Source organism: Streptomyces sp. NPDC017936, from assembly GCF_044328485.1.
In the GTDB taxonomy this organism is placed as follows: Bacteria; Actinomycetota; Actinomycetes; order Streptomycetales; family Streptomycetaceae; genus Streptomyces.
On record NZ_JBIRHK010000007.1, the window covers coordinates 265,015 to 291,760 of the forward strand.

Annotated in this window: 17 protein-coding genes and 1 pseudogene; 7 read left to right on the forward strand and 11 right to left on the reverse strand. The window is 72.9% G+C overall.

Going from position 1 to position 26,746, the window contains the following annotated elements; translation table 11 throughout:
* Window positions 1-342: 342 nt before the first annotated feature.
* From ACH4F6_RS17025 to ACH4F6_RS17055, 7 genes and pseudogenes are all read right to left on the reverse strand, one after another.
* Window positions 343-1,614, reverse strand: coding sequence for an MFS transporter (locus ACH4F6_RS17025; RefSeq protein ID WP_397960947.1), 1,272 nt, complete (start codon window positions 1,612-1,614; stop codon window positions 343-345).
* Between the two features lie 380 nt (window positions 1,615-1,994).
* A complete protein-coding gene (locus ACH4F6_RS17030; protein WP_397961139.1) occupies window positions 1,995-2,753 on the reverse strand; it encodes a hypothetical protein in 759 nt (252 codons plus the stop codon).
* A gap of 7 nt (window positions 2,754-2,760) precedes the next feature.
* Entirely contained in the window at window positions 2,761-7,530 is a 4,770-nt protein-coding gene (locus ACH4F6_RS17035) for a putative T7SS-secreted protein (RefSeq protein ID WP_397960948.1), read from the reverse strand.
* 2 nt (window positions 7,531-7,532) lie between these two features.
* Entirely contained in the window at window positions 7,533-8,186 is a 654-nt protein-coding gene (locus ACH4F6_RS17040) for a hypothetical protein (protein ID WP_397960949.1), read from the reverse strand.
* Entirely contained in the window at window positions 8,176-8,517 is a 342-nt protein-coding gene (locus ACH4F6_RS17045) for an SseB family protein (protein ID WP_397961133.1), read from the reverse strand. Before ACH4F6_RS17045 ends, ACH4F6_RS17040 begins: the two co-directional genes overlap by 11 nt.
* A 302-nt stretch (window positions 8,518-8,819) precedes the next feature.
* Entirely contained in the window at window positions 8,820-10,304 is a 1,485-nt protein-coding gene (locus ACH4F6_RS17050) for an ATP-binding protein (RefSeq protein WP_397960951.1), read from the reverse strand.
* Between the two features lie 153 nt (window positions 10,305-10,457).
* Window positions 10,458-10,925, reverse strand: a pseudogene (locus ACH4F6_RS17055) (sensor histidine kinase); the annotation flags it as partial.
* Here ACH4F6_RS17055 and ACH4F6_RS17060 point away from each other — a divergent pair.
* Entirely contained in the window at window positions 10,882-12,138 is a 1,257-nt protein-coding gene (locus ACH4F6_RS17060) for a ferric reductase-like transmembrane domain-containing protein (protein ID WP_397960953.1), read from the forward strand. The pseudogene ACH4F6_RS17055 and the gene ACH4F6_RS17060 overlap by 44 nt on opposite strands.
* 64 nt (window positions 12,139-12,202) lie before the next feature.
* Window positions 12,203-12,655, forward strand: a complete 453-nt coding sequence (locus tag ACH4F6_RS17065) for an FMN-binding protein (protein WP_397960954.1) — start codon at window positions 12,203-12,205, stop codon at window positions 12,653-12,655.
* Between the two features lie 167 nt (window positions 12,656-12,822).
* Here ACH4F6_RS17065 and ACH4F6_RS17070 read toward each other — a convergent pair whose 3' ends face one another.
* Window positions 12,823-14,352, reverse strand: a complete 1,530-nt coding sequence (locus ACH4F6_RS17070; RefSeq protein ID WP_397960955.1) for a helix-turn-helix domain-containing protein — start codon at window positions 14,350-14,352, stop codon at window positions 12,823-12,825.
* Between the two features lie 65 nt (window positions 14,353-14,417).
* Window positions 14,418-14,618, reverse strand: a complete 201-nt coding sequence (locus ACH4F6_RS17075) for a DUF4236 domain-containing protein (RefSeq protein WP_397960956.1) — start codon at window positions 14,616-14,618, stop codon at window positions 14,418-14,420.
* 452 nt (window positions 14,619-15,070) lie between these two features.
* Between ACH4F6_RS17075 and ACH4F6_RS17080 the strand changes: the two genes are divergently transcribed.
* From ACH4F6_RS17080 to ACH4F6_RS17090, 3 genes are all read left to right on the forward strand, one after another.
* A complete protein-coding gene (locus tag ACH4F6_RS17080) occupies window positions 15,071-17,866 on the forward strand; it encodes an aconitate hydratase (protein ID WP_397960957.1) in 2,796 nt (931 codons plus the stop codon).
* Between the two features lie 173 nt (window positions 17,867-18,039).
* Window positions 18,040-18,765 carry a response regulator transcription factor gene (locus tag ACH4F6_RS17085; RefSeq protein ID WP_397960958.1) on the forward strand — a complete coding sequence of 242 codons (726 nt, stop codon included), beginning with the start codon at window positions 18,040-18,042 and terminating at the stop codon, window positions 18,763-18,765.
* Window positions 18,762-20,273 (forward strand): sensor histidine kinase, encoded by a 1,512-nt coding sequence (locus ACH4F6_RS17090; protein ID WP_397960959.1) that lies wholly within the window; start codon window positions 18,762-18,764, stop codon window positions 20,271-20,273. Before ACH4F6_RS17085 ends, ACH4F6_RS17090 begins: the two co-directional genes overlap by 4 nt.
* Window positions 20,274-20,310: 37 nt before the next feature.
* Here the strand turns inward: ACH4F6_RS17090 and ACH4F6_RS17095 are convergent, their stop codons facing one another.
* The gene (locus ACH4F6_RS17095; RefSeq protein ID WP_397960960.1) at window positions 20,311-22,734 is read right to left on the reverse strand and encodes a SpoIIE family protein phosphatase; all 2,424 of its coding nucleotides are present in this window, start codon (window positions 22,732-22,734) and stop codon (window positions 20,311-20,313) included.
* Window positions 22,735-23,098: 364 nt separating this feature from the next.
* Between ACH4F6_RS17095 and ACH4F6_RS17100 the strand changes: the two genes are divergently transcribed.
* Window positions 23,099-23,335, forward strand: a complete 237-nt coding sequence (locus tag ACH4F6_RS17100) for a response regulator transcription factor (RefSeq protein ID WP_397960961.1) — start codon at window positions 23,099-23,101, stop codon at window positions 23,333-23,335.
* A 329-nt stretch (window positions 23,336-23,664) separates the two neighbouring features.
* Window positions 23,665-23,886: a hypothetical protein gene (locus tag ACH4F6_RS17105; protein WP_397960962.1), complete on the forward strand. Its 222-nt coding sequence runs from the start codon at window positions 23,665-23,667 to the stop codon at window positions 23,884-23,886.
* A gap of 271 nt (window positions 23,887-24,157) precedes the next feature.
* Here the strand turns inward: ACH4F6_RS17105 and ACH4F6_RS17110 are convergent, their stop codons facing one another.
* Window positions 24,158-26,416: a cytochrome D1 domain-containing protein gene (locus tag ACH4F6_RS17110; protein WP_397960963.1), complete on the reverse strand. Its 2,259-nt coding sequence runs from the start codon at window positions 26,414-26,416 to the stop codon at window positions 24,158-24,160.
* Between the last annotated feature and the right edge of the window lie 330 nt (window positions 26,417-26,746).

Consider the following 26,746-nt stretch of genomic DNA (forward strand, 5'->3'; position numbering starts at 1 on the left):
TGCCCTTTGTGGTGCGGGCGCGGGGGGGGGGGGGCCGGCCCCCCCCCCCGCGCGCCCCCGGGGGGGCCCCCCCCCCGGGGGGGGGCCCCCCCCCCGCCCCCCGCGGCCCGCCGGCGCACCCCTCGTCGCGGACGGGCCCGTGGACGAGACGGCGCGGGCGGACTTCAGGACCCCGGGACCAGCGGCGCGCCGGTACGGGCGACGACGTCCTCGACCGTCACGTCCGGCGCGCGTCCCCCGGCACCAGGCCCTCGGGGGCGACGTCCGGGGCGCCGAGGCCGGTGACGATCCGGTGCACGCACCGTTCGCCGGTGAGCGGCAGGGCGCGCTCCGGTCCGGCCGTCAGGCCGACGGCTCCGGCAGCGGCCGCGGACCGGCGGCCGTCGTCCGGCGCCGGGCGGCCGTCCACAGCCCCGCCGCGACCAGTGCCGTGCCCAGGCCCAGCACCCCCACCGCGCCGGCGAGGCCGCCGGCCGCCGGCTTCAGGGCGAGCAGGACGAGCGGGCAGACGAACTCGCCGCCGAAGAAGGCCGCCGTCCACAGACCGGTGCCGCGGCCGCGGTCCTCGAACTCCAGCCGGGACATCGCGCTGGTGAGCAGCGCGGGCAGCAGCATGCCCGTGCCCACGCAGTTGACCACCGCCCCGGCGACCAGCAGCGGAGCGTTCCCCGCGAGGAACATCACCCCGAACCCGGCCGCGCAGACGGCGAGCACGGCGGGCAGCATCGGGCCGGGAGCCCGCCCGAGCCGGGCGAAGGCGATCGCCCCGCCCATGGTCGCCGCGCTGGCGACCGCCGTGGCCAGACCGATCGTCCCGGAGTTCTCCACCCCGAGGTCGTCGAGCAGGTACGACATCTCCACGGGGACGGTGTAGAAGACCATCGCCCCGAAGAAGGTGAGGGCGCAGATGCCCGCCAGCCGCCGGACCGGGAACGGACGCCGGGTCCCGCCCCCGGCCGGGGTCTCCTCGGCCGCCGCGCGGGGCGCCGGGCCGGGCAGGGCGGCGGCCATCAGCGGGGCGAGCACCAGGCTCACGGCGTACACCCAGAACGGCACGCGCCAGCCGGCGGATCCGGCGGCGCCGCCGAGCACGAAGAAGACGGTGGCCGACGCGGAGGCGCACATCGTCTGCAGCGCGAGGTACCTCACCCGCCGCCGGCCGGTGTAGTAGTCGCCGATCAGGGTGGTGCAGCAGGTCATGATCGCGGCCTCGGCGACCCCGACCAGGGCGCGACTGGCGATGATGCCGCCCAGGGAGTCCAGCCAGAGCGGGGCCGTCCCGAACAGGGCGTACAGCACCGTGCCGAAGACCAGCAGGCGCTTGCGGCCCAGCCGGTCCACGATCACGCCCGCGAACGGCGCCAGCAGGGCCAGCGCCAGCGCGGGGACGGTCAGCGCGAGGGGGACCAGGGCCTCGGCCCCCGGCACCGCGTCGAAGTGGTCCTGCATCTTCGGCAGCACCGGGGCGATCAGCACCGCCCCGAGGATCGGCAGGCAGCTGCCCGCCATCAGCAGGCCCACCCGCAGCAGATGGGCCGGGCCCGAGACGGCGACGGGGGACGCGGCGGCCTCGTCGGCCGCGGTGGGGGACGGCGGCGGGGCGGAACCGGGCATGGCTACTCCAAGAACGGTGCGAGGGAGCGGGCATGCCGGTCACCGGTGGCGACGTGAGCACACGGCATGCCGCGGACGGCCCCACGCCGGAGGCCGGCCGGACAGCGGCGTGCGGGTAGGCACGACTATGGGCGGCGGAAGTGCCCACCGCCATCCTCCGCGCGATCCGAATCCCGTATCCGGCTCATCCACGCCGTGGATGGACGGGCGGACGCCGCCGGCCACGCTGTTCGAGGTCCTGCGCACCAAGGACGCGGAAGAGCGGGCCCGCGTCATCGACGCGACGACCTCGCGGCACCGGGCGCGGCCGCGCACCGAGGGGACGTGGAGCGCGTGCTTCCCGGGAGCGGCGGGTGCGCCCGGGTTTCCCCGGCCGGCCGTCACCCGTTCCCGTAGTCCTCCACGTAGGTGGCGATCAGTTCGAGCAGGGCGTCGGCCCGGTGCCGGTCCTCGCGTTGCTCGCGCAGGGCCCTGTCGGCGGCCTGGAGGCGGGCCAGGACGGCCGGTTCACCGTCGACCAGGTCGTCGACCAGCGGCGTGGTGACCAGGTCCAGGCATTCGGTGAGCAGGCGGAGGGTGGCCGGGACGGGGGGAGCAGGGTCGGGGGTGGCGAAGCCGGTGGTCAGGTAGCGGGCGGGGTCGGTGAGGCTCCAGCCGACGACGGTGCCGTGCTGGACGAGGAGTGCCACGTCGGGGGCGATGCCGATGCGGGTGTCCAGCGGTTCGTCGAGGACGTCGAGGTCACGCAGGCAGGTCAGCAGGGCATCGCCGGGAGCGCGGCACAGCACCGTGCACGCCTCGTGCCGGAAGTCCTTTGCCTCGTCCGCGCGGAGCCCGCCCGGACGTACTTCGGACTGGACGGGAAGGCGGGCCGAGTCCTCGGCTGAGGCGGACTCTTCCGGAATTCGGAATTCAGCCCCGACCAGCTGTCGGTCGCTCGGGGCGAAGCGGAAAACGTCGGGGAGGTCCCACAGCAGGTCCTGGCTGCCGAACGTCTCCGCGAGGAACTTCTCGCGTTCCACCCGGTCCGCATAGGGGGAAACGATCAGAGAAGTGCCGAGGAGACGGGGAACCAGGTCGAGCGGCTCGTCCGTCACCGTCGCGGACCAGCCGCCGTCGAACTTCAGTTTCGTCGTCATCACTGCCTCATCTGATCTGCACCGCCGGAGGCTGGAAGCGGCCGTCCTTGGCGGGAATCCTGCCGTTCACGATGTCCTCGTGTGTCACCGGGGCACCGGGGTCCGTGGGTTTCCCACCGAGCGCCGTGGCCCCGGAATCGCCCTTGATGCCCGAGGGACCGTACGCCGTGATGGCCTGGCCCTGGGTGTTGCCGAGGCCGTCGATCACCACGATGTCGTCACCCTGCCGGAAGGTGAACGTCCCGGCCGTGCCCGTCGAGTGGTACACGGCGTCCGGGTTCTTGAGGATATCGACGACCCGTTCGTCGCTGAAGGCGTGCCGGGTGTCCCCGTGGTAGTCGTGGCGCTTCCTGAACCCGCCGTCCTGTGCTCTCTCGACGATGTCGTCCACGACCTTGTTGATCCGCTTCTGCGCCCGCTCCTCCTTCGTGTACTTGGGCATGAGGCCCAGCGGGTCGCACCCGCTGTGCGGGTTGTCCACGTACGCGACGGGGTTCGGGGCGGGAGCGAGGCCGAGGGGGTCGGGGGAGGTGTAGCGGCCGGTCTCGGGGTCGTAGTGGCGGAACAGGTTGTAGTGCAGGCCGGTCTCGGGGTCGTAGTACTGGCCGGGGAAGCGCAGGGGGGTGTACGCGCTGCTGTCGCGGGACCAGGCCGTGGTGCCCCAGAGCGTGCTGCGGGTGCGCCAGGCGATGTCGCCGCTCTCGTCGACGAGCTCGGTCGGCGTGCCCACCAGGTCGGTGGCGATGGCGAAGAACCGCCGGTCGATCTCCTCCTGCCGGTCGTCGGCCGTGAGGATCCGCTCGGTCTGGGCCAGGGGGACGACGTCGCGGTGGTCCCAGGTGAGGGCGACCGCGTGCGGGACGTCCGGCCGGTGGCTGGTCTGCTCGCACAGGGTCAGGCCGTCCCAGGTGAACCGGACCTCCTCGACCACGCTCTCGCCGTCGGCCGCCAGGCGCTGTTTCGCGGTGCGGCGGCCGAGCGGGTCGTAGCGGTACCTCCACCGGGTCCCGTCGGGGGTGGTCACGGAGGTGAGGCGGTTCTCCGTGTCCCACGTGCAGCGCCAGGTGTCCGGCTTGCGGGAGAGACGGGTCTTCTGCCGCAGGACGACCCGGCCGAGGGCGTCGTGCTCGAAGCGGACGTCCCCGGCGCGGGTGAGGGTGGTGCCGGTGTAGGCGCGCGGTCCGGTGGCCTCGCGGCCGGGGTGGCCGGACGGCCAGGACGCGGAGGTCTGGTTGCCGGCGTCGTCGTAGACGTACCGCTCCGTCCATCCCCGGGCGTGTACGGCGGTGACGCGGCCCACCCGGTCGAGGTCGAAGGTGCGCGAGCCCGACAGCCGGTCCACGACGGAGGTCAGCCGGCCGTCGGAGCGGTAGGCGTAGGCGCGGCTGTTGACGTCGCGTCCGCCGGCGGTGACGTGCTGCGAGGCGAGCCGCCCGGCCTCGTCCCAGGCGGAGGTCATGGTGATCGCGTCGCCGAAGACCCGGGTGAGCTCCCGGCCGGCGGCGTCGTGCGCGAAGTCGATCCGGTGACCGCCGCTGGTCAGGCGCTGCGGCAGCCCGTCGGTGCCGTAGGAGTAGGTGGTGACGTGGCCGGTGGGCGTGGTGCGGCGCGTACGGCGGCCCAGGGCGTCGTACGCGTACAGGACCGGGCGGCCGTCGACGAGTTCCGCCTTGGTGAGTCCGCGACGATCGTACTGGTAGCGCAGCTCACCGTCCGGTCCCGTCGCCTCCACGAGGCGGCCCGCCCGGTCGTACGCGTAGTGCGTCACGCGGCCGTCGACGTCCTTGCGGACCACCTGGCCCAGTTCGTCGCGCTCGAACGCGACGGTCCCGCCGAGTGCGTCGACGCGTGCGGCGAGCCGGCCCGCGGCGTCCGTGCGGTAGGTCAGGGTGCGGCCGTCGAAGTCGGTCTCGGAGACGATGTCGCCCGCGGCGTCGTACTCGTAGGTCCAGGTCAGCCCCCGCGGGTCGGTGACGCGGGTGAGGCGCAGCCCTGCGTCGTGCTCGAACGTGTAGCGGGCGCCGTCGGGCCGCGTGCGGGCGACCGGCAGGTCGAAGTGGGTGTACTCGTAGCGGGAGACGCCGCCGGACGCGTCGGTGTGGGTGAGGCAGTTGCCCTCACCGTCGTAGGTCCACGCCTCCGTGGCGCCGTCGGGACCGGTGCGCCGGGCGAGCCGGCCGTCGGGGTGCCACTCCAGCAGGGTCACGCCGCCGGCCGGGTCGGTCGTGCGGACCGGTCTGCCGAGGCCGTCCCGCTCCGTGCGGGTGACGGCGCCGCCGGGAGCGGTCACCTCCACGGGCAGCCCGGCCGCGTCGCACACCACGCGGGTCGTCGCGCCGAGGGCGTCGGTGACGGAGGTGAGCCGGCCGGCGTCGTCGTAGGTGTAGCGGGTGGTGGAGCCGGCCTGGTCGGTGACCGACGTGCGGTTCCCGCGTCCGTCGTACGCGTGGACCATGCGGGTGCCGTCCGGGCCGACGACCTCCACCGGCAGGCCGAACGGGCCGCGCACGGTGTGCAGTTCGCTTCCGTCGGGGCGGGTGGCGGAGACGACCCGGTCGTGCTCGTCGTAGTGGAAGACGGTGGTGAGGCCCAGCGGATCGGTGCGGGTCCGCAGGTTGCCGCGCGCGTCGTGGGTGAACCGGGTGGTGCGGCCCAACGGGTCCGTGGTGGCGATCACCCGGGAGTGGCGGTCGACGACGTGGCGGGTCGCGTGGCCTTCGGCCGTGGTGAGGGTGGTGGTGCGGTGGCCCGTCTCGGGGTCGGGTCCGGTGTAGGCCAGGGTGATCTGGACGTGGCCGGCCTCGCCGCCTTCGGCGACCACGCGGTCGTGGTCGTCGTAGAGGTAGTCGTAGCGGCTGCCGTTGGAGTCGATCCAGGCGGTGACGCGGCGGCGGTCGTCGTAGAGGAAGGTGGTGGTGGCGCCCGAGGGTCTGGTGACCGTGGTGAGGTCGCCGTCCTGGTAGCCGTAGCTCATCAGGGGAAGGTCCGCGCCGTCCTCGCCGGCGCCGGCCAGGGACAGGGCGGTGACCAGGCCGTCGGCGGTGGTCAGTTCCACCCGGTGGCCCGCCGAGTGGACCAGGGCCAGCGGCAGGCCGTCCTCGCCGCGGTCGACGGTGACCGTGTGGCCGTTGCGTTCGGTGACGGTCGACAGCCAGGCCGTGCCGTCGCCCCCCGGTTCGGTGCCGGGCGGGGCGGTGAAGCGGAAGACCAGGCCGCTGTCGGGGTCGGTGAGCGTGTAGTCGCCGTCGGTCTCGCGGGCCAGCAGGGTGCGGGCCCTGCCCGACTCGGGCGAGGTGGGCACGCCGGGGACCGGGTGCGGGTACGGCACGAGGAGTCCGTCGGCGGTGACGTGCAGGACACCGATGGCGTCGACCTGGAGGCGCTCGTCGACGGTGGACGTCCAGGAGGGGCCCAGGAAGCGGCCGGCCGTGCAGCCGGACTCGGTGCGGCGGGTGAAGACCAGCGGCAGGACGCCGGGGACCGTCACGTCGGTCTGCGGCAGGAACATCCGGCCCGAGGCGAGGTCGACGGGGTCGGTGCCGTCCGTGACGCGTTCGCCGTCGGGCCGGTTGTGGGTGCCGTCCGGGGCGTCGTCGACCAGCCTGCGCACCCGCGCGGCGTCGGCGGCGTCCTCGGCGATGCGCACGCCCTTGACCGCGGCGCCGCCGCCCCCGGTGGCCACGGTCAGTGCGACGTCGGGCAGCAGTCGGCCGAAGCCTTCGGCCGGGTCCTTCATGAAGTCGCTGATCATCTGCTTGCCGGTGCCGACCGGGTCGTTGGCGGCGACGACCAGGCCGGCGGCCAGGCTGTTGAGCGAGGTGGCGTACTCGGCCGGGTGCGTGATGTTGTACGGGTCCATCGGGTTGACCGACCGGACGAAGTTCAGGATGCCGGCCGTGCCCTTGACGAGGCCGCCGCCGACGTGGTCGCCCATGATCTGCAGTTCCTGGACGCCGTCGCCCAGCTGATCGGCGTAGGACGGCTTCTTCGGGGCCAGGTCGCGGGCGGCCCGGACCGCGGAACGCGCGGTCTGAGCCGCCGAGTTCCGCTGCTTGCGGGCCTCGGTGAGGATGTCCTGCGCCTCCTGCATCAGCTTCTTGCCGGGGTCGTCGAACGTGGGCGCGGGGCAGGGGGGCAGCGTGGACGGGTCGCGCTTGTCGGCGGGCCGGGCGTTGTAGCGGTCGACGGCGCTGTTGTAGTCGTCGACCCTCTTGCGGTGGGCGTCGGCAGCCTTCTCCGAGGCCTTGACGCCGTCCTTCCACTTGTCGATCGCCGTCTGCGCCTGCTCCTGCGCCCAGGTGACCGTGCCGGCGAACGCCTCCAGTGAGGCCGCCGCCTTCTCACAGGCGTCGGAGCCGGTGAACCACTTGGGCGGCTGGGTGCCCACCGCCTTCCGCACGGCCTCCGCCGTCTCACCCTTCAGCTGGGAGGAGTCGAGGCCCTTGAGGCCCTCGCCGGCGCTGTCGAAGGCCTTCTGGAAGGCGCGGAGCTTCCCGGCGGTGGAGCGGATCTTGTCCGGGCTGCCGTAGACCAGCTTGGTCTTGTCCTCGGTCTGCCCGAGGTCCAGCTCGTCGACCTCGGCGCCCATCCGGTCGGCGACCGAACGGGACTGCTCGCGCACCCAGTCCGCGCCGGACTCCCAGCCGACGTCGTCCAGCCGGTCGGCGGTCCAGCCGCCCACGTCCTCGACCCGGTTGCCGACCCACTCGACACCGTCCTCGACCGCGTCCTCGACCGAGTCGGGCGTGATGTCACTGATGAAGTCGCCGATTCCCACCGTCAGTTACCCCCGGACTCGCCCTGCTGTTGCTGCTGGGCGCGTTCCTCCGGTGACGGGCCGAAGGTGTCGTCCAGCGCCTGGTCCCACTCGTCGTCGGAGATGCCGAAGGCGTCGTTGAGCAGCTGTGACCGCCGGCCGCCCTGGCCCTCGGTGAGCACCGTGCGGCCGGTGTCCTTCCAGGTCTGCTCGATGTCCTGACCGGCCTGGTCGAACGACTCGGCGCTCCAGTCCGGGTCCAGGGAGTCCGGCGTGAACACATCACCCCAGTCCTGCTGGGCGATCTCCTCCTCCGACGCGTGCGGATTGCCGCCCATCAGGGCGTTCACGCCCACCTTCAGCGAGCCCGCCACGTACTGGTCGTGCTCCCACTGGGTGCCCGCCGCCAGGCCGAGGAGGTTCGCGATCGCGCCGGCGTCGCTCACCAGGGCGCGCACGCCCCACTCCCAGCGCTCGCAGAAGTCCTCGAAGTCGACCGACAGGCCGTGGTGTCCGGCCTCCATCCCCGTCATCGCCAGCTCCGAGAAGCCCTTGCCCATCACCGAGCCGGTGGCGCCGCCCAGTTCACCGAGCTCGTCGATGGTCGCGCCCACGCCCTGCGTGAACTTCGCGACGGCCGCCTCGCCCAGCCGCAGGTCCTGACCGTCACCGCCCATGACCGCCCCCCTCCTCCCGCGTCCGGCCGGCGTCGACCGCGACCGCGTCCGGGACGATGCCGACGACCGGCGGGAAGAACATCGACCCGTCCTCGGTGGCGATGTCCACGGCGAGGCCGGCGGGCTCGCCCAGGGCCGGCACGATCTCGTCCACGATGCGCGCACCCAGCAGGGCCGCGTAGTCCAACGGCCGGTCACCGGGCCCGTGACGCAGGGCGAACCGGGCCAGCGCGGCCTCGTCGGTGAACCCGCAGATCCACCGCACCCCGCCCGAACGCACCGACCACAGACCCCCGTCGGCCACCGGCACCAGCAGGACCGAGCGCCGCATCTCGCCGACCAGCGCGCGAGGGTCGTCGCCTCCCTCCCTCCGCTCAGCGATGCGCTCGGCGAGCGCCGCCTTCCGCTGCTGCACGGTTCCTCCCTGGTCGTAGGTGACGTGATGGCACCGTAGAGCAGGACGTGCGCCGAGGCGCGCGTGGTTCTTGTGAAGACCCGCCCGGGCCGGAACCGTGCCGCGAGCCGGTGCGCAGAAGTGTCCGCAGGGGGACCGGGGCCGGTCGCCGTCCGGTCCCGGTCGGCCTGCTCGGCGGTGGCGGGTGTCGGGGGCCCGGCCGGCCGGGCGGTGTGCCGTCACTCGCCGCTGTAGAGGCGGTTCAGGTCGACCAGTTGGACGGTCGGGTCGCGGTCCGCGATGCCGCGCAGGTCGTCGGTGAAGCCGGCGCCGCTGAAGCAGAGCAGGCGGGTCCGGTCGGAGGCACCGGTGCCGGTGGCACGCGAGGCCAGCAGGTGCCGGATGCGTCGGAGGCGTTCCAGGTGGGCGAGACCCATCGTGTCGTTCCACTTGGCCTCGCCGATGGCGAGGAGCATCTCGCGGTCGGTCGTCTCGTGCTCGGTCCGGCCGAAGACGGCGACATCGACCTCGTGACTGGTCCTGGCCGACGGGTCGTTGACGGTTCCGGAGGCGACACGCGAGGGATGGCCGCCGTACGTCTCGGGTGCGGCGTGCCAGCGGGCCCACTCGCGGCACAGGGTCTCGAAATGGGGCCCGAGGACTTTGCTGCGGAAGGTGGACTGGGCACGCCGCCAGACGGCGGTGGCACGGCCGGGGCGTTCGAGGTCGCCCCAGTGCGGTCGCATGACGGCGTGGTAGAAGGCGATGAGCGGTTCGGCGATCCGGTAGGAGGAGCGGTTGCGGCGGAAGGCGTCGGGCTCGTGGCGGATCAGGCCGACGTCCTCGAGTACGTGCAGGGGGTGGGCGAGATCCGTCGACTTGCGGCCCAGGTAGTCGGCGATCCCGCCACGGGACGCGTTGCCGGCGGTGATGGCGGCCAGTACGGAGTGGTAGAGGGCGGTGTCGTGGAGTTCGGGTTCCTCGGCGAGGAGGTACCGGGCCTCGCGGAACAGGGGGCGCCCGGGGTTGAGGACGGCGCGTACCACCCAGTCGTCGAAGTCCTCGGGGCCGGAGGGCGTGTCGCCCTGGGTGAATTCCCGGCGGTAGGCCGGGGTGCCCCCGACGACGGCGTGCGTGAGGGCGGCGGTGCGCGGGTCGGTGATGTCCCAGAACCGTGCGGCGAGCCGGTACTCCAGGGTGGGCACGACCAGTTCCAGTCCGGCACGTCCGCGCAGCGGCGCGTCACCGGCGAGGAGCCTGCCCATGAACGACAGGGCCGAGCCGCACAGCAGGAGCCGTACCGGAGTGTTCCCGTGGCGCGCACCCGGGTCCAGGGCGCGCTGGACGATGGACGGCAGGGAGGGCGAGGCCTTGGCGAGAAAGGGGAACTCGTCGATGACCACGACCTTCGGCCCGTCCGTGGCGATGCGCATCAGGCGCGTGACCGCCTCGTCCCAGTGCTCGAAGCGGAACGGGACGCTCTCGCCGCAGTGGGCCGCCAGCGCGTGACCGAACTGGCGCAACGCGTCGGCCTCGGTGGTCTCGGTGGCGGTGAACATGAAGCCGCCACAAGCCCTGGTGAGCGCGTCCAGGAGGAAGGTCTTGCCCTGCCGCCTCCGCCCGGACACGACACCGAGGGTGGCTTCGGAACCCGTGTAGTGGGCGTACCTGGTCAGCTCGGCCCATTCGAAGTGCCGGTCGAACATTTCAGCGGGCTTGTCCACGGCGCACCTCGAGGGATTCTGATAGGTCGAGCTATTATAACTGGACTTATACAAACCGATCGAGGTTCTGCCGAGCCGGTGCGCAGAAGCGTCCGCAGGGGGACCGGGGCCGGTCGCCGTCCGGTCCCGGTCGGCCTGCTCGGCGGTGGCGGTTCACGGGAGCCGCACCGTGAACGTCGTCGACCCCGGCGCGCTCTCCAGGCTCACGCTCCCGCCGTGTGCCTGGGCCACCGCGGCGACGATCGACAGGCCGAGGCCCGCGCCGCCGCTCGCGTCCTTGGTGTGGCGGTCGGCGCGGGTGAAGCGTTCGAAGACGCCGGGCCGGACGTCCTCGGGGACGCCGGGGCCGTCGTCGTGGACCTTCAGCGCGGCCGCCGTGCCGTCCGCCTCCAGGGTCACCGTCACCTTGGTGCCGGCGGGGGTGTGCAGACGGGCGTTGGCCAGCAGGTTGGCCACGACCTGGTGCAGGCGGTGTTCGTCGCCGGTGACGGTCACGGGGACTTCCGGGAGGTCCAGCTCCCAGCGGTGGGCGGGGCCCGCGGCCCGCGCGTCCGTCACCGCGTCGAGGACGAGGCGTGTGAGGTCGACGGGCAGCGCCCGGAGGGGGCGGCCGGCGTCCAGCGTGGGCGCCGCGGGGTGGCTGACCGGAGCGGGGCGGATCGCCGGCCTGCTCAGCGGGTACGCCTGCGCCGTGCTCGTCGGCCTGATGGCCCGCGTTCCGCTGCTGGAGCGGCGGATCGGCTCCGACCGGGTGGCGCGCTGGCACGCGATGGCCGGCCGCTGCACGGTCTGTCTGCTGAGCGCGCACGTCGTGCTGGTCCTCGCCGGGTACGCCGCCCAGGACGACGCCTCCCTCCGGCACGAGACGGCCACCGTCGTCCTGGACTACCCGGAGATGCTGAAGGCCACCGCCGGCACGGTGATCCTGCTCGCGGCCGGCGTCACCTCGGCGCGTGCCGTGCGCCGCCGGACCAGTCACGAGTTCTGGTACCACGTCCACCTCCTCACCTACGCCGCCGTCTTCCTCGCCTTCGGCCACCAGCTGGCCCTCGGCAACGACCTCGCGGGCGACCCGGTGGCCACGGCCGCCTGGTACGCGCTGTACGTGGGTGTCGCCGCCCTGGTGGTGTGGTTCCGGATCCTCGCCCCCGTACGGCTCAACCTCCGGCACGAGCTGAGGGTGGAGTCCGTGCACGAGGAGGCGCCGGGCGTGTACTCCGTGGTCGTGCGCGGGCACGGGCTGGACCGGCTGGGCGCGCTGCCGGGGCAGTTCTTCCGCTGGCGGTTCCTCGGGGCGGGGCTGGCGCGGACCTCGACGCCGTACTCGCTGTCGGCGCCGCCCCGCCCCGACCGGATGCGCATCACCGTCAAGGCGCTCGGCGACCACAGCGCGGCCGTGGCGCTGCTGCGGCCCGGCACCCGGGTGTGGGCGGAGGGACCGTACGGCTCGCTGACCGCGGACCGGCGCACCGCGCACAGGTCCCTGCTGATCGCCGGCGGGGTCGGCGTCACCCCGCTGCGGGCGCTGTTCGAGACGCTGCCCGGCGAGGTCACCCTCCTCTACCGGGCACGCACGGCCGAGGACCTGGCGCTGGGCGGTGAGCTGGAGGCCATCGCCCGGTGGCGCGGGGCGAGGGTGCTGTACGCGCTCAACGGGCCGGACGGACGACGCCCGAGCCTGACGGCCTCCTCCCTGCGGGACGCCGTACCCGACCTCGCCGGACACGACGTGTACCTCTGCGGCCCGCACGGCTTCGCCCGGGAGGTGTACGAGGCGCTGCGCACCGCCGGGGTGCCGGACCGCCGCATCCACCACGAGTCGTTCGAACTGTGAGAGCCGCGAGGACCGCGGGAGCCGCGGGAGCCGCGGGAATGCCGAGAGCTGTGAGGTCGTGGACGTGCACGTACTGAAGAAGAGTCACCCCCTGCGCCGCATCGTGCCGGCGAGCGCCGCCACCGTCTCCGGGATGGTGCTGCTGCTGTCGCTGAAGCCGCACACGACGCCGCAGGCCACCGCCGTGCAGGCCCCGGTGACCGCCCCGTCCGGCGGTGCCGGCGCGGACACGGGGACGGGCGCCAGGACCGTCACCGGCGACTCGATGGACACCCGTTGGGGCCCGGTCCAGGTCCGCGTCACCCTGGAGAGCGGCAAGCTCACCGAGGTGGCCGCGGTCGTCTACCCCACGGAGAACCCACGGGACCAGGAGATCAACAGCTACGCCGTCCCGCGGCTGAGGGCCGAAGCCCTGGAGGCGCAGAGCGCCGACATCGACACGGTCTCCGGCGCCACGTACACGAGCGACGGATACCGCCGGTCACTCCAGTCCGCCCTGGACGCGGCGAACGGCTGACGACGCCGGTGCCACGGCACACACGGCGCGCTCGAGGACGAAGCCGCCCCCCTGACCGTCGTAGCGGAGCGGGCCGGCCAGGGGACCGAGAAGTCCCGGAGACGCCGCCGCGCCCCGTCCCCACCCGCATCAGCACGGACCGAAGGGGGCGCGGCGGCATCCGCCGGTCAGATGTCCCGGAACGTCTCGATCTGCGCCCCCACCGAGTTCAGCCGCTCGGCCAGGTCCTCGTAACCCCGGTTGATGACGTACACGTTGCGCAGGACGGACGTGCCCTCCGCCGCCATCATCGCCAGCAGGACGACGACCGCGGGGCGCAGGGCCGGCGGGCACATCATCTCGGCGGCGCGCCAGCGGGTCGGGCCCTCGACCAGGACGCGGTGCGGGTCGAGGAGCTGGAGGCGGCCGCCGAGGCGGTTGAGGTCGGTGAGGTAGATGGCGCGGTTGTCGTAGACCCAGTCGTGGATCAGGGTCTTGCCCTGGGCGACCGCCGCGATGGCCGCGAAGAAGGGGACGTTGTCGATGTTCAGGCCGGGGAACGGCATCGGGTGGATCTTGTCGATCGGCGCCTCCAGCTTGGAGGGGCGCACGGTCAGGTCCACCAGGCGCGTGCGGCCGTTGTCGGCGAAGTACTCCGGCGTGCGGTCGTGGTCGAGGCCCATCTCCTCGAGCACGGCCAGCTCGATCTCCAGGAACTCGATCGGCACCCGGCGCACCGTCAGCTCCGACTCCGTGACGACGGCGGCGGCCAGCAGGCTCATCGCCTCGACCGGGTCCTCGGAGGGGGAGTAGTCGACGTCGACGGCGATGTGCGGCACGCCGTGCACGGTGAGCGTGGTGGTGCCGACGCCCTCGACCTTGACGCCGAGCGCCTCCAGGAAGAAGCACAGGTCCTGGACCATGTAGTTCGAGGAGGCGTTGCGGATGACCGTGACGCCGTCGTGCCGGGCGGCCGCCAGCAGCGCGTTCTCGGTGACCGTGTCGCCGCGCTCGGTCAGGACGATCGGGCGGTCCGGGCGGACGGAGCGGTCGACCTGCGCGTGGTACTGGCCCTCCGTCGCCGCGATGTCCAGCCCGAACCGGCGCAGCGCGATCATGTGCGGTTCGATGGTGCGCGTGCCGAGGTCGCAGCCGCCGGCGTACGGCAGCTTGAAGTGGTCCATGCGGTGCAGCAGCGGACCGAAGAACATGATGATCGAGCGGGTGCGGACGGCGGCCTCGGCGTCGATCGCCGCCATGTCCAGCTGGGCCGGCGGCACGATCTCGAGGTCGACGCCGTCGTTGATCCACCGCGTCCGCACGCCGATCGAGTTCAGCACCTCCAGCAGGCGGTAGACCTCCTCGATGCGGGCGACCCGGCGCAGCACCGTGCGCCCCTGGTTGAGCAGTGAGGCGCACAGCAGGGCCACGCACGCGTTCTTGCTCGTCTTCACGTCGATGGAACCGGACAGCCGCCGGCGGCCCACGACCCGCAGGTGCATGGGTCCCGCGTAGCCCAGCGAGACGATCTCGCTGTCCAGGGCCTCACCGATCCGAGCGATCATCTCAAGGCTGATGTTCTGGTTGCCACGCTCGATGCGGTTGACGGCGCTCTGGCTGGTTCCGAGTGCGTCGGCCAGCTGTGCCTGTGTCCAGCCCCGGTGCTGCCGGGCGTCACGGATGAGCCTGCCGATGCGTACGAGGTAATCGTCTGCCATGGGGCTGAGGCTATCTCAGATATGAGATGGCACCTCTCAGGGGGGTCCATTCGGGTGATGGCCCGTCAACGCCGCTTGGCCGTCCGCGTGCGACGCCACCCGAAGGGTCCGGGCAGATCGACCGACGTCGTGCGGCGTCCGGTGCTGCTGTGCGTGTGCCGCGGGCCGTGTCCGTCGCCCCCGGTGGTGATGGACCAGGAGTGCCGGTTGATGTTCAGGCGCACCCCGGGCAGGATGCGGAAGCTCTTGCGGAAGGTGAGGGGCATCGTGCCTCCTTCTGTGGTCGGCTGGCGCTCCGGGAATGTCCCGTCCGCTCCCGTCTACCCCGACTCGCCGCCCGCATGGCCGACTGCTGCCGTCAACGCCTCCGCCGCGCGGGGGACTTGACCCGGCGGGGCGCCGGCCTCGACGCCGCTCAGCGGCCCCTTGCCGGCGGGCCGTCCCCGGGCGCGGGTGAGGAGGGCGGGTGACGGACGCGGGCGACGGGCGCGGGCGGCCCCCGGTGGGGCGCCCCGGCCGGGGAACCCGGGCATGACCAACCAGCCCCCATGTACTAGAGTTATCTCGACATCGAGATATCTGCCGAGGCGCACCGCAGCCGTACGCATCACCGGTCTGGCAGTAAGGGTTACCTAACTTAGCCTTACCTTAGCGGATCGGCGAGGCCTGCGTGGCGGCAGGATGCGGTGGTACGCGCACATCAATGAAGGAGACTGTCGTGTCGGCGAACAGCTTCGACGCCCGCAGCACGCTGCAGGTGGGCGACGAGTCGTACGAGATCTTCCGGCTGGACAAGGTGGAGGGCTCCGCTCGCCTGCCGTACAGCCTCAAGGTCCTGCTGGAGAACCTGCTCCGCACGGAGGACGGCGCGAACATCACCGCCGACCACATCCGCGCCCTCGGCACCTGGGACTCGCAGGCCCAGCCGTCCCAGGAGATCCAGTTCACGCCGGCCCGCGTGATCATGCAGGACTTCACCGGCGTTCCCTGTGTCGTCGACCTCGCCACCATGCGCGAGGCCGTCAAGGCCCTCGGCGGCGACCCGGCGAAGGTCAACCCGCTCTCGCCGGCCGAGATGGTCATCGACCACTCCGTGATCGCCGACAAGTTCGGCACCCACGACGCCTTCAAGCAGAACGTCGACCTCGAGTACGGCCGCAACAAGGAGCGCTACCAGTTCCTGCGCTGGGGCCAGACCGCCTTCGACGACTTCAAGGTCGTCCCGCCGGGCACCGGCATCGTCCACCAGGTGAACATCGAGCACCTGGCGCGCACGGTCATGGTCCGAGGCGGCCAGGCCTACCCCGACACCCTGGTCGGCACCGACTCGCACACCACCATGGTCAACGGCCTCGGCGTGCTGGGCTGGGGCGTCGGCGGCATCGAGGCCGAGGCCGCGATGCTCGGCCAGCCGGTCTCCATGCTCATCCCGCGCGTCGTCGGCTTCAAGCTGACCGGTGAGCTGCCCACCGGCACCACCGCCACCGACCTGGTGCTCACCATCACCGAGATGCTCCGCAAGCACGGCGTCGTCGGCAAGTTCGTCGAGTTCTACGGCGAGGGCGTGGCCGCCACCTCGCTCGCCAACCGCGCCACCATCGGCAACATGTCGCCGGAGTTCGGCTCGACCGCCGCGATCTTCCCGATCGACGCCGAGACGATCAACTACCTCAAGCTCACCGGCCGCTCCGAGCAGCAGCTCGCGCTCGTCGAGGCGTACGCCAAGGAGCAGGGCCTGTGGCTGGACCCGCAGGCCGAGCCGGACTTCTCCGAGAAGCTCGAGCTGGACCTGTCCACGGTCGTCCCGTCGATCGCCGGCCCGAAGCGCCCGCAGGACCGCATCGTCCTCGCCGAGGCCGCCCAGCAGTTCGCCAAGGACGTCCTCAACTACGTCGAGGCGCCCGTCGGCCAGACGCCGGAGGCCGCCGCCTCGCCGGTCGACGAGGCGAGCGCCGAGTCCTTCCCGGCCTCCGACGCCCCGGCCTACGGCCACGAGGAGAACGGCGCCGGCGCCCCGCAGCACGGCCAGGGCACCGGTTCCGTCCCGTCGAACCCGGTCCGGGTGACCGCCCCCGACGGCACCACCTACGAGCTGGACCACGGCGCGGTGACGGTCGCGGCCATCACCTCCTGCACCAACACCTCCAACCCGTACGTCATGGTCGCCGCCGCGCTCGTCGCGAAGAAGGCCGTGGAGAAGGGCCTGACCCGCAAGCCGTGGGTCAAGACCACCCTCGCCCCGGGTTCGAAGGTCGTCACCGACTACTTCGACAAGGCGGGCCTGACCCCGTACCTCGACAAGGTCGGCTTCAACCTCGTCGGCTACGGCTGCACCACCTGCATCGGCAACTCCGGCCCGCTGCCGGAGGAGGTCTCCAAGGCCGTCAACGACCACGACCTCGCGGTCACCTCGGTCCTCTCCGGCAACCGGAACTTCGAGGGCCGGATCAACCCCGACGTCAAGATGAACTACCTGGCCTCCCCGCCGCTGGTCGTCGCGTACGCCCTCGCGGGCTCCATGAAGGTGGACATCACCAAGGACGCGCTGGGCACCGACCAGGACGGCAACCCGGTCTTCCTGAAGGACATCTGGCCCTCCGAGGCCGAGGTCAACGACGTCGTGGCGAACGCCATCGGCGAGGACATGTTCAGCAAGTCCTACTCCGACGTCTTCGCCGGCGACGCCCAGTGGCAGTCCCTCCCGGTCCCGACCGGCGACACCTTCGAGTGGGACGCCGAGTCCACCTACGTGCGCAAGCCCCCGTACTTCGAGGGCATGCAGATGGAGCCGGCCCCGGTCCAGGACATCTCCGGCGCCCGCGTGCTCGCCAAGCTGGGCGACTCGGTCACCACCGACCACATCTCCCCGGCCGGCGCGATCAAGGCCGACACCCCGGCCGGCCAGTACCTCACGGAGCACGGCGTCGAGCGCCGCGACTTCAACAGCTACGGCTCCCGCCGCGGCAACCACGAGGTCATGATCCGCGGTACGTTCGCCAACATCCGCCTGCGCAACCAGATCGCGCCGGGCACCGAGGGCGGCTACACCCGCGACTTCACGCAGGACGGCGGTCCGGTGTCGTTCATCTACGACGCCTCCCGCAACTACATCGAGCAGGGCATCCCGCTGGTCGTCCTGGCCGGCAAGGAGTACGGCTCCGGCTCGTCCCGCGACTGGGCCGCCAAGGGCACCGCGCTCCTCGGCGTCAAGGCCGTCATCGCCGAGTCGTACGAGCGCATCCACCGCTCGAACCTCATCGGCATGGGCGTCCTGCCGCTCCAGTTCCCGGAGGGCCAGTCCGCCGCCTCCCTCGGCCTGACCGGCGAGGAGACCTTCTCCTTCACCGGCGTCGAGGAGCTGAACAACGGCACCACGCCGCGCACGGTCAAGGTCACCACCGACACGGGCGTCGAGTTCGACGCGGTCGTCCGCATCGACACCCCCGGTGAGGCCGACTACTACCGCAACGGCGGCATCATGCAGTACGTGCTGCGCAGCCTGATCCGGAAGTAAGCACCCGGGCGGGCCGCCGCCCAGGCGGTCGAGGGCCGCATCCCCGGTGACGGGGGTGCGGCCCTTCGCCGTGCGCGGCGCGGGTGCGCCGAACCGGGCGGTACCTCCCGGGTCATCACCCACCCTCAGACGGAGCACAGGGTTCCCTCAGCCGGCCGGGACAGGATCGGGACATGACTGCCGCCCCCAGGTCCCCGACCGGCCGCGTCCGCGTCCTGATCGTCGACGACGAACCCGCACTCACCGAAGTCCTCTCCGTGGCCGTGACCGAGGCCGGCTGGCGCCCCTACCCGGCCCCCGACGGACGGAGCGCGCTGCGGATCGCCCGCGGCTGCCCCCCGCACGCCGTCGTCCTCGACGGGATGCTGCCCGATCTGGACGGCATCCAGGTCCTGCGCCGCCTGCGCCACGAGGACCCCGGGCTGCCCGTCCTCATGCTCACGGCCCGCGACGCCCTGGAGTGCCGCCTCGACGGCCTGGAGAACGGCGCCGACGACTACGTCACCAAGCCCTTCTCGCTGGAGGAGGTCGTCCTGCGGCTGCGCGGGCTGCTGCGCCGGTCCGGCGCCGGACGGTCCCGCACCGACGACTCCGTCCGCGTCCTCGGCGACCTGGTCCTGGCCGTCGCGTCGCGCGAGGTCCACCGCGACGGCGACCGGATCCCCCTCACCGCCAAGGAGTTCGACCTGCTCGGCCTGCTGATGGAGCACCCGCGGCAGGTGCTGAGCAAGGCGCAGATCCTCGACCACGTCTGGTCCGGCTCGTTCGACGGCGGCGGCAACCTCGTCGAGGTGTACATCTCCGGTCTGCGCCGCAAGATCGACCGGGGCCGGGCACCGATGATCCACACCGTGCGCGGGCTGGGCTACGCCATCAGGCCCGCGGGGGACGGGAGATGAGCCCCCGGACGGGGCGCGGAGGCGGTTCCCTGCGCACCCGCCTCCTGCTGTTCATCGGCGCCACCCTCGTCGCCGTCTGCGCGGCGATGGCCCTCACCACCGTCTGCGCCCAGCGCGCCTACCTGCTCGGCAACCTCGACGACCGCGTCGCCGACGCCGCCGAGCGCAGCCTGGGCGGCGCCTCGCTCCACCCGGACCTGCCCGGCGACCTGACCTTCCTCCACGAGAGCGGCCACCCCGCCGGCCTGCTCGCCGCCCGCCTCGCCGCGGACGGCACGGTCCTCGCGGCGGCGACGGTGGGCCAGAACACCCCGCCGCGGCACCTGACGGCCCCGCAGACGAGCGCCCTCGCGGGCATCGAGCCAGACGGCTCCCTGCACACCCGCACGGTCCCCGGCCTGGGCACCTACCGCCTCACCGCACGCGGCACCGACGGCGTCCGCGTCCTGGCCGGCCTGCCGATGGACGACGTCCAGGACATGATCAGCGGCCTGGTGGCCGTCGAGACGGCGGTCGCGGCGGCCGGCCTGACGGTCGCGGGCTGCGCGTGCGCCGTGGTGATACGACGGCAGCTGCGCCCCCTGGGCCGGGTCGCCGCCACCGCCGTCGAGGTCTCCCGCGCACCCCTGTGCCACGGCGAGGTGACCGGCCTGACCCGGGTGGCGGAGCGCGACACCGACCCCGGCAGCGAGGCCGGTCAGGTCGGCGCCGCCCTCAACCGCATGATCGACCACGTCGAGTCCTCGCTCGCCGCCCGCCAGCGCAGCGAGGAGCGGGTCCGCCGCAGTGAGGACCGCATGCGCCGCTTCCTCGCCGACGCCAGCCACGAACTGCGCACCCCCCTCGCCTCCATCGCCGGGTACGCGGAACTGATGAACCGCGGCACGGACCGGATCGAGCCGGCGCTGGCCTGGCGCCGGGTCTCCGCCGAGTCCACCCGGATGACGGGCCTGGTGGAGGACCTGCTGCTGCTCGCCCGCCTCGACGAGGGCCGGCCCCTGCACTCCGCGGAGGTGGACCTGGCGGCGCTGGTCGCCGAGGCGGTGTGGGACGCGCGGGCGGCGGGCGGCGACCACGACTGGCAGCTGGAGCTGCGCCTGGACGCGCCGTCCCTGGTGCTCGGTGACGAGGCCCGCCTCCACCAGGTGGTCGCCAACCTGCTGGCCAACGCGCGGGTGCACACGCCGGCGGGCACCCGGGTCGTGGCCCTGGTGGAGGCCGGGGACGGCCTGGGCACGATCCGCGTCCGTGACGACGGCCCCGGCATCCCGCCCGACCTTCTCCCCACGGTCTTCGAACGCTTCACCCGCGCCGACGCCTCCCGCGCCCGCGCCACCGAGGGCACCGGCTCCGGCCTGGGGCTCGCCATCGCCGCCGCGATCACCGCGGCCCACGGCGGTCGCATCGACGTACACAGCGAACCGGGCCGCACGGAGTTCACGATCGAGTTGCCGACGGTGGAGGACGTCGTGGTGCCGGACGACTCCTGCCGGGTTCTCCACCCTTGATCCGAGTGGTGCAACGGTGCACAGCAGACGTGCATCCTCACTCGCTTCCGGTCAGGGACTGCTCGGCCCAGACGGTCTTGCCGGTGGGGGAGTGCCGGGTGCCCCAGCGGCGGGCGAGCTGGGCGACCAGCAGCAGGCCGCGCCCTCCCTCGTCGAAGATCCGGGCACGCCGCATGTGCGGGGTGGTGCTGCCGGAGTCGGAGACTTCGCAGATCAGGGTGTTCTTCTCGTGAACCAGCCGGAGCTGGATGGGCGGCCGGCCGTAGCGGATGGCGTTGGTGACCAGTTCGCTGACCATCAGTTCGGTGACGAAGACGGCGTCGGTGAGTCCCCAGGCCGCCAGCCGGCCGGTGGCCAGCTGGCGGGCCCGGGCGACGTCGGCGGGGTCGCAGGCCAGGTCCCAGACGGCGACCCGGTCGGGGGCGAGGGCCCGCGTGCGGGCGATGAGCAGGGCGATGTCGTCGTCCGGGAGGTGGGTCAGCAGGGCCGTGAGGACCTGGTCGCAGGCCGACTCCGGTGTCTGGGCGGGTCGGGCGATGGCGGCGAACATCTTGTCCAGGGCCTCGTCGATGTCGCGGTCACGGGCTTCGAGCAGACCGTCGGTGTAGAGGGCGAGGAGGCTGCCTTCGGGCAGTTCGGTCTCGCTGGTCTCGAACGGCAGGCCGCCCAGGCCCAGCGGCGGGCCGGCGGGGACGTCGAGGAGGTACACGGCGCCTCCTGGGGTGACCACGGCGGGCGGGGGGTGGCCGGCCCGGGCGAGGGTGCAGCGGCGGGAGATCGGGTCGTAGACGGCGTACAGGCAGGTGGTGCCGATGCCCCCGGCGGTCTCGGCGGCGCCGCCGGGGACGGCCTCGTCGGTGGACAGGCGCAGGACGAGGTCGTCGAGGTGGGTGAGCAGCTCATCGGGCGGCAGGTCGACGTCGGCCAGGGTGCGCACCGCGGTGCGCAGCCGGCCCATGGTGGCCGAGGCGCGGATGCCGTGGCCGACCACGTCGCCCACCACGAGGGCCACCCGCGCGCCGGACAGGGGGATCACGTCGAACCAGTCGCCGCCCACGCCGGCCCGGTTGCCGGCGGGCAGGTAGCGGGAGGCGATCTCGAGGGCGGCCTGGTCGGGCAGTGTCTGCGGGAGCAGGCTGCGCTGCAGGGTCATGGTGCTGGTGCGCTCGCGGATGTGTCGCCGGGCGCTGTGGATGCCGACGGCCGCCCGGGTCGTGAGCTGCTCGGCGAGCCACAGGTCCTCCGGTGTGAAGGGCTCCGGGCTCCGATGACGGCCGAAGAGGGCCACGCCGACCGTGGTGTCCGACGAGCGCAGGGGCACCACCATCAGCGAGTGTGTCCCCACCTCGCGGAGCCGGGCGGCCTGGGGGTCCTCGCCCACCCACCGGGCGACGGCGAGGTCAGCCGTCGCGTACAGGGCGCCACGGCCCTGGGCCAGACATTCGGCCACGGGTGACAGCGCGGGGTAGACGGTCGTCCCGCCCGCCGCGGCCATGGATTCGGGGTGCTCGTCGAGGACCGACCGCACCGCGGTGCGGCGCAGGGCGACGACCCCCGCCGGCGGGGCGTAGGGCACCTCGTCGTCGAGCAGGTCGACGACGGTGAAGTCGGCGAGACGGGGGACGGCGGCGTCGGCCAGCTCTTGCGCGGTGCGTGCGATGTCCGGGGTGGTGCCGATGCGGGCGCCGACGTCCGCCTGCAGGAGCGCGTGCTGTCGGGCGGGCGGCTCCTGCGCCCTGTGGTGCGCCGCCAGGCACACGGCGCGCACCTGGCCGTCCGGGTCCTTCACCGGGGCCAGCAAGGTCGGCCGGCCGTGCTGCGGGCCCGGCGCCGTCGCGGGGCGGATGTCGGCCTGCAGGTACTGCGGCTCGCCGGTCTCGAAGACCAGGCGCATGCTCCTGTCGGCCTCCTCGCTCACGGGACGCGGCGCGATGTCCGGCAGCCGCAGCCCGCGCATCTCGGTCTCCGTGAAGCCGAGAGCGCGTTCCATGGCGGCGTTCGCCCGCACCAGCCGCAGATCCGCGTCGAAGACCGCCAGGCCGCAGGGGGACTGGGTGAACGTCCATTCCCCCAGCGACTCGTCCCCGAGCCCGTCGGGCCGGCCCGCCACGGCGGACACCACGAGCCACTCGTCGGCCCGTCCGCCGTGCGTGCGCCGGTTGGCGAGCAGCCGCAGCCGGAGCAGGCGGCCGTTCCGGTGCCGCACCGCCACGCTGCCGCTCCACCTGTCCCGTCCTGGCGCGTCCAGCCGCGCGCTCTCGCCGAGGGCGGCGGCGAGCAGGTGGGCGGCGGGGCGCCCCACGACCTGCTGGGGCTCGTACCCGAGCAGCCGCCGCGCCCCCTCGCTCCACCCCGTGACGATGCCCTGCGCATCGACGGTGGCCGCGGCCGTGTACGCCGACTCGCCGACGCCGTCCGCCCTGTCGGTCCCTTCACCGGGAGGTGTGGGGAGTCGCTCCATCGCCGCTCATCTCGCCCTCGCCAGATCCTTTCCCCGCGGTCCCCACGGGAACCCGCGCGGACAAGGCCCTACTGACAAGCATGGTTCTGCGAGGCGCGCAGCACCAACGCAACGCCGTCACGGGAGGTCCGGGCCTCCTGCGGGCGAACCAGGTGGCAGGAAGCCGGTCGGCGCGCTGCCCCGCCCCGCCCGCCCGCCGGGCGGCCCGGAAGAATCTTCAGAAAGTGCACACGGCGTGGAACCGCATCCCGAGCTCTCCGCGTGAACTATGGCAAGAGCGACATCTCGGTACACATCAACCGCTCTCGCGTGGGTGATCAGTGATGACCGAGCCGGTCCGTCGGAGGAAAGCCCCGGTAATCCCATGAGCTCCACATCCACGCCGCACAACGAAGCCCCCGCACCCGCCCCGGCCCCGCTGGCCCCGCGTGAGCAGGAGGTTCTGCGGCACGTCGCCGCAGGGTGCACCTACGCTCAAACGGCCCGCCGCATGGGGCTTTCCCGGCACACGGTCGACGCCTATCTGCGCCGTATCCGGGCCAAGTCCGACATCAACAGCACGGCGGACCTCATGCGGCTCGCCATCGCTCTCGGGCTGTGACGGCGACGCCCGGCCGCCGGGCCGGCCCGCTCGGCCCTGCGCCGCTCGGCGGTCGCGCTCCCGAACGGTCCGGGGCTGTCCGGCGGCAGTTCCGTGGGCTTCGACCGGACCCGCCGGCAAGTCGACCGTGAACCGCGCCTCACCGGCCCCGATCGAAACGCCGAGGTCGAGGGGCCCGGGGGCCTCCAGGGCCAGGACGTGTGTCCTAAGTCTCCAATGTCCCGGAATGTCCCGATGCTGTGACAAGACCTCCACCGTCGTTGACGCCGTCGTCGCCGACCTCCCACGCTGGTGGGTAAGCGCCCGTCCGCCCCCCCAGGGAGACCATCATGAAGACAAGCGCCTGGTGGCGCCCCCGACACCTCGTCGGCGCGTCCTGCGCGGCTGCGCTGCTCGCCGGAACGGTGGGCCTGGCAAGCGCCGAGGCAGTACCCCGGACGACGAAGGCCGCGGCGGAATCGTCGAAGGCGGCACCCTACAAGCCCTGTACGGGCAACCACATCGAGGGCGGCAACCTCGTCTGGGATCCGCCGGGCTGCACCCCGCCATGACGTGAACCCCGCGTTTTCCCCAGGCCTGGTGCGGTCAGCTGTTTCCCGCCGGCACCACCGTGCCGACGGCCAGCCGCTGGACGAGGGGCCCGCTTGCACGCCACCGGCCGCCCCGTCCATGCGATCGACCCGCTGCCCGCTACCGCGTCCGCTGCGCCCTGAGCCGCGAGAACGCCCGGCCACCCGGACGCCGAGGTCCTCGCGCACCCCTTGCACGCCGACATCGCCGAACACGGGCCCCTGCCCGCGGACAGCGAACCGGCCCAGGCCGTCACGGCCCTGGCCCGCGCCCGGCGGAACGCCGTGCGGGGACCGCCTCCGAGCAGGCCGCCGGACAACGACCGCGCCCGTGCCTGCGCGGGTCGGTCGCGCTCCTGAGGGAGACGTTCTCGTTCCGGGCGGACGGCCGTACCGCAGGTCCCGCCGAATCGACCGGGCGCAGTCCCGAGGTGTCGGACGTCTTCTCGAACGGGATCACCGACACGGAGTTCGAGGCGAGGTTGGACACGTAGACCTGGAGCCGATCACTGTCCGGGGACACCGCCACCCCCAGCGGGCCCTGGCCGACGCGGACGGTGCGGGCCACGCGGTTCGTCGCGGTGTCGATCACCGACACCGAGCGTTCGTAGTTGTTGGCCACGTAGACCCAGCGCCCGTCCGGCGACACCGCCACCCCCCGTGGGCCGTGACCGACGCGGACGGTGCGGGCCACGCGGTTCGTCGCGGTGTCGATCACCGACACCGAGTCCGAGTAGAAGTTGGTCACGTAGACCCGGCGCTCGTCCGGGGACACCGTCACCCCCGTCGGAACCTTGCCGACGGGGATGGTGCGGTCCACGCGGTTCGTCGCGGTGTCGATCACCGACACCGAGTCCGAGCCGTAGTTGGTCACGTAGACCCGGCGCTTGTCCGGGGACACCGTCACCCCCTGCGGGTCCTTGCCGACGGGGATGGTGTGGGCCACGCGGTTCGTCGCGGTGTCGATCACCGACACCGATCCCACCGAGCCCGGGCGGCTCAAGGCCACGTAGACCCAGCGTCCGTCCCGGGACACCGTCACCCCCGCCGGGGTGGAGCCGACGGGGATGGTGCGGTCCACGCGGTCCGTGAGGGTGTCGATCACCGACACCGAGTCCGAGCCCAAGTTGGCCACGTAGACCTGCCGCTTGTCCGGGGACACCGCCACGTCCCGAGGGTTCTTGCCCACGGGGATGGGGTGGTCCTCGGTGCGGTTCGTGAGGGTGTCGATCACCGACACCGATCCCGAGTTCAAGTTGGCCACGTAGCCCCGGCGCCCGTCCAGGGACATCGCCACCCCCTGCGGGGAGTTGCCGACCCGGATCGAGGTCACGGGTTCAGGACCCGAGGAGCCGGACTGTGTCAGGTAGACGCCGACGCCCCCCGCGGCCAGCACCCCCGCCACCACCCCCGCGATGATCCTGGCTCGTCGGCTTCCGAGCCGTGGCCGGGCCTTGTCGGCTTCGGGCGGCGGCGGCGGTTCCAGGGGCGGGCCGGTGGGTTCCCCCGGCTCGGCCGGTGGCAGGAGGTCGGTCGGCGGGGACGGCTCCGGGGAGCACGGCGGCTTCCGGCCGGTCGGTCGCTCCGGCTCGGCCGACGGCATGACCGGGGGAAGACCCGGTGGCTGCGAAGGGGAGGGGCGGGGCCGGGCGGCGATGGGGATGAGCAACTCGGCGGCTTCCTCACCGCTCATCCGCTGCGCGGGGTCCTTGGCCAGCAGCCCGAGGAGGACCGGAGTCAGCTCCACCGCCCGGCGCGGCGGGGCGGGAAACTCGGACAGCACGGCGCTCAGCGTGGTGATGGCGGAGTCGCGGTCGAAGGGGCCGGTTCCCTCGAGCGCGAAATACAGGGTGGCACCGAGTGAGAACAGGTCGCCGGCCGGGGTGGGTTCGCCGTGGGCCCGTTCCGGGGCCATGAAGCCCGGGGTTCCGATGAGATCCGCGGTGGCGGTCAGGCGGGCCTCTCCGGAACTCGGCTCCAGCGAGATGCCGTAGTCGATCAGCAGCACCTGGCCGCCCTCCGTGGGGTGGGAGGGCCGAGGGCCTGGACAGGTCAGCAGGACGTTGGCCGGTTTGACGTCCCGGTGCAGGATGCCGAGCCGGTGCCCCTCCTGCAGGGCGTCGAGGACCGCCAGCCCGATCCGGGCGACGTCGGCGGGCGGCAGCGGCCCCCGCTCGCGCACCACCGCGTTCAGGTCCATGGCGCCGGGGACGAATTCCATGACGATCCACGGCAGGCCGTCGGCCTCCACGATGTCGTACACCGTGACCACATGGGGGTGGTTGCGCAGCCGGGCAGCGTGCTGCGCTTCGCCGCGGGCCCTCGTGATCCGGGCGCTCACCTCCTGTTCCGGGATGTCCGGCCGCAGGACGATCTCCTTGAGCGCGACCTCGCACGCCAGTCGCTGGTCGTACGCCTGCCACACCCGTCCCCTGCCGCCGGTACCGAGCCGACGCAGGAGCTGGTAGCGCCCGGCGACCACGCGCTCGGCGGCCTCGTACGCTCCCGTCATGGCGCTTCCTCTTCCAGGACGGCCCGGTAGGAGTCCCCTGGCGAGCGTTGAAGAGCCCCTCTCCAGGGTAGCCCGCGCACGTTCCGTGCGGCGGTGGCCGGATCACGCGAAAGCGCAAGTCGGATGTCGTGAGACCCGCCCGCCCGAGACACGCTCCCAGCCGTGTCGCCCCAGCCGCAGGGCCCCGTGACGAGCTCGCCCCTGCCACCGACGACGTTGCGGGCACTGCCGGCGACTGCCCCCGTGCCCTGGTGGAGGCGAGCGGCTCCTGCCCCGGGCCGGGACGCCGCGGGCAGGGATCGGCCGCCTGGGCGGCAGGGCCCAGGCGGC

What these genes read in the sequence shown, in the direction of transcription:
- ACH4F6_RS17030 (WP_397961139.1), bottom strand. Translation starts at nt 2,753, where the DNA reads ATGACGACGAAACTGAAGTTCGACGGCGGCTGGTCCGCGACGGTGACG.
- ACH4F6_RS17100 (WP_397960961.1), top strand. Translation starts at nt 23,099, where the DNA reads ATGAGCTCCACATCCACGCCGCACAACGAAGCCCCCGCACCCGCCCCG.
- ACH4F6_RS17110 (WP_397960963.1), bottom strand. Translation starts at nt 26,416, where the DNA reads ATGACGGGAGCGTACGAGGCCGCCGAGCGCGTGGTCGCCGGGCGCTAC.
- ACH4F6_RS17095 (WP_397960960.1), bottom strand. Translation starts at nt 22,734, where the DNA reads ATGGAGCGACTCCCCACACCTCCCGGTGAAGGGACCGACAGGGCGGAC.
- ACH4F6_RS17105 (WP_397960962.1), top strand. Translation starts at nt 23,665, where the DNA reads ATGAAGACAAGCGCCTGGTGGCGCCCCCGACACCTCGTCGGCGCGTCC.
- ACH4F6_RS17090 (WP_397960959.1), top strand. Translation starts at nt 18,762, where the DNA reads ATGAGCCCCCGGACGGGGCGCGGAGGCGGTTCCCTGCGCACCCGCCTC.
- ACH4F6_RS17040 (WP_397960949.1), bottom strand. Translation starts at nt 8,186, where the DNA reads ATGGGCGGTGACGGTCAGGACCTGCGGCTGGGCGAGGCGGCCGTCGCG.
- ACH4F6_RS17075 (WP_397960956.1), bottom strand. Translation starts at nt 14,618, where the DNA reads ATGCCCCTCACCTTCCGCAAGAGCTTCCGCATCCTGCCCGGGGTGCGC.
- ACH4F6_RS17085 (WP_397960958.1), top strand. Translation starts at nt 18,040, where the DNA reads ATGACTGCCGCCCCCAGGTCCCCGACCGGCCGCGTCCGCGTCCTGATC.
- ACH4F6_RS17045 (WP_397961133.1), bottom strand. Translation starts at nt 8,517, where the DNA reads ATGCGGCGCTCGGTCCTGCTGGTGCCGGTGGCCGACGGGGGTCTGTGG.
- ACH4F6_RS17025 (WP_397960947.1), bottom strand. Translation starts at nt 1,614, where the DNA reads ATGCCCGGTTCCGCCCCGCCGCCGTCCCCCACCGCGGCCGACGAGGCC.
- ACH4F6_RS17070 (WP_397960955.1), bottom strand. Translation starts at nt 14,352, where the DNA reads ATGGCAGACGATTACCTCGTACGCATCGGCAGGCTCATCCGTGACGCC.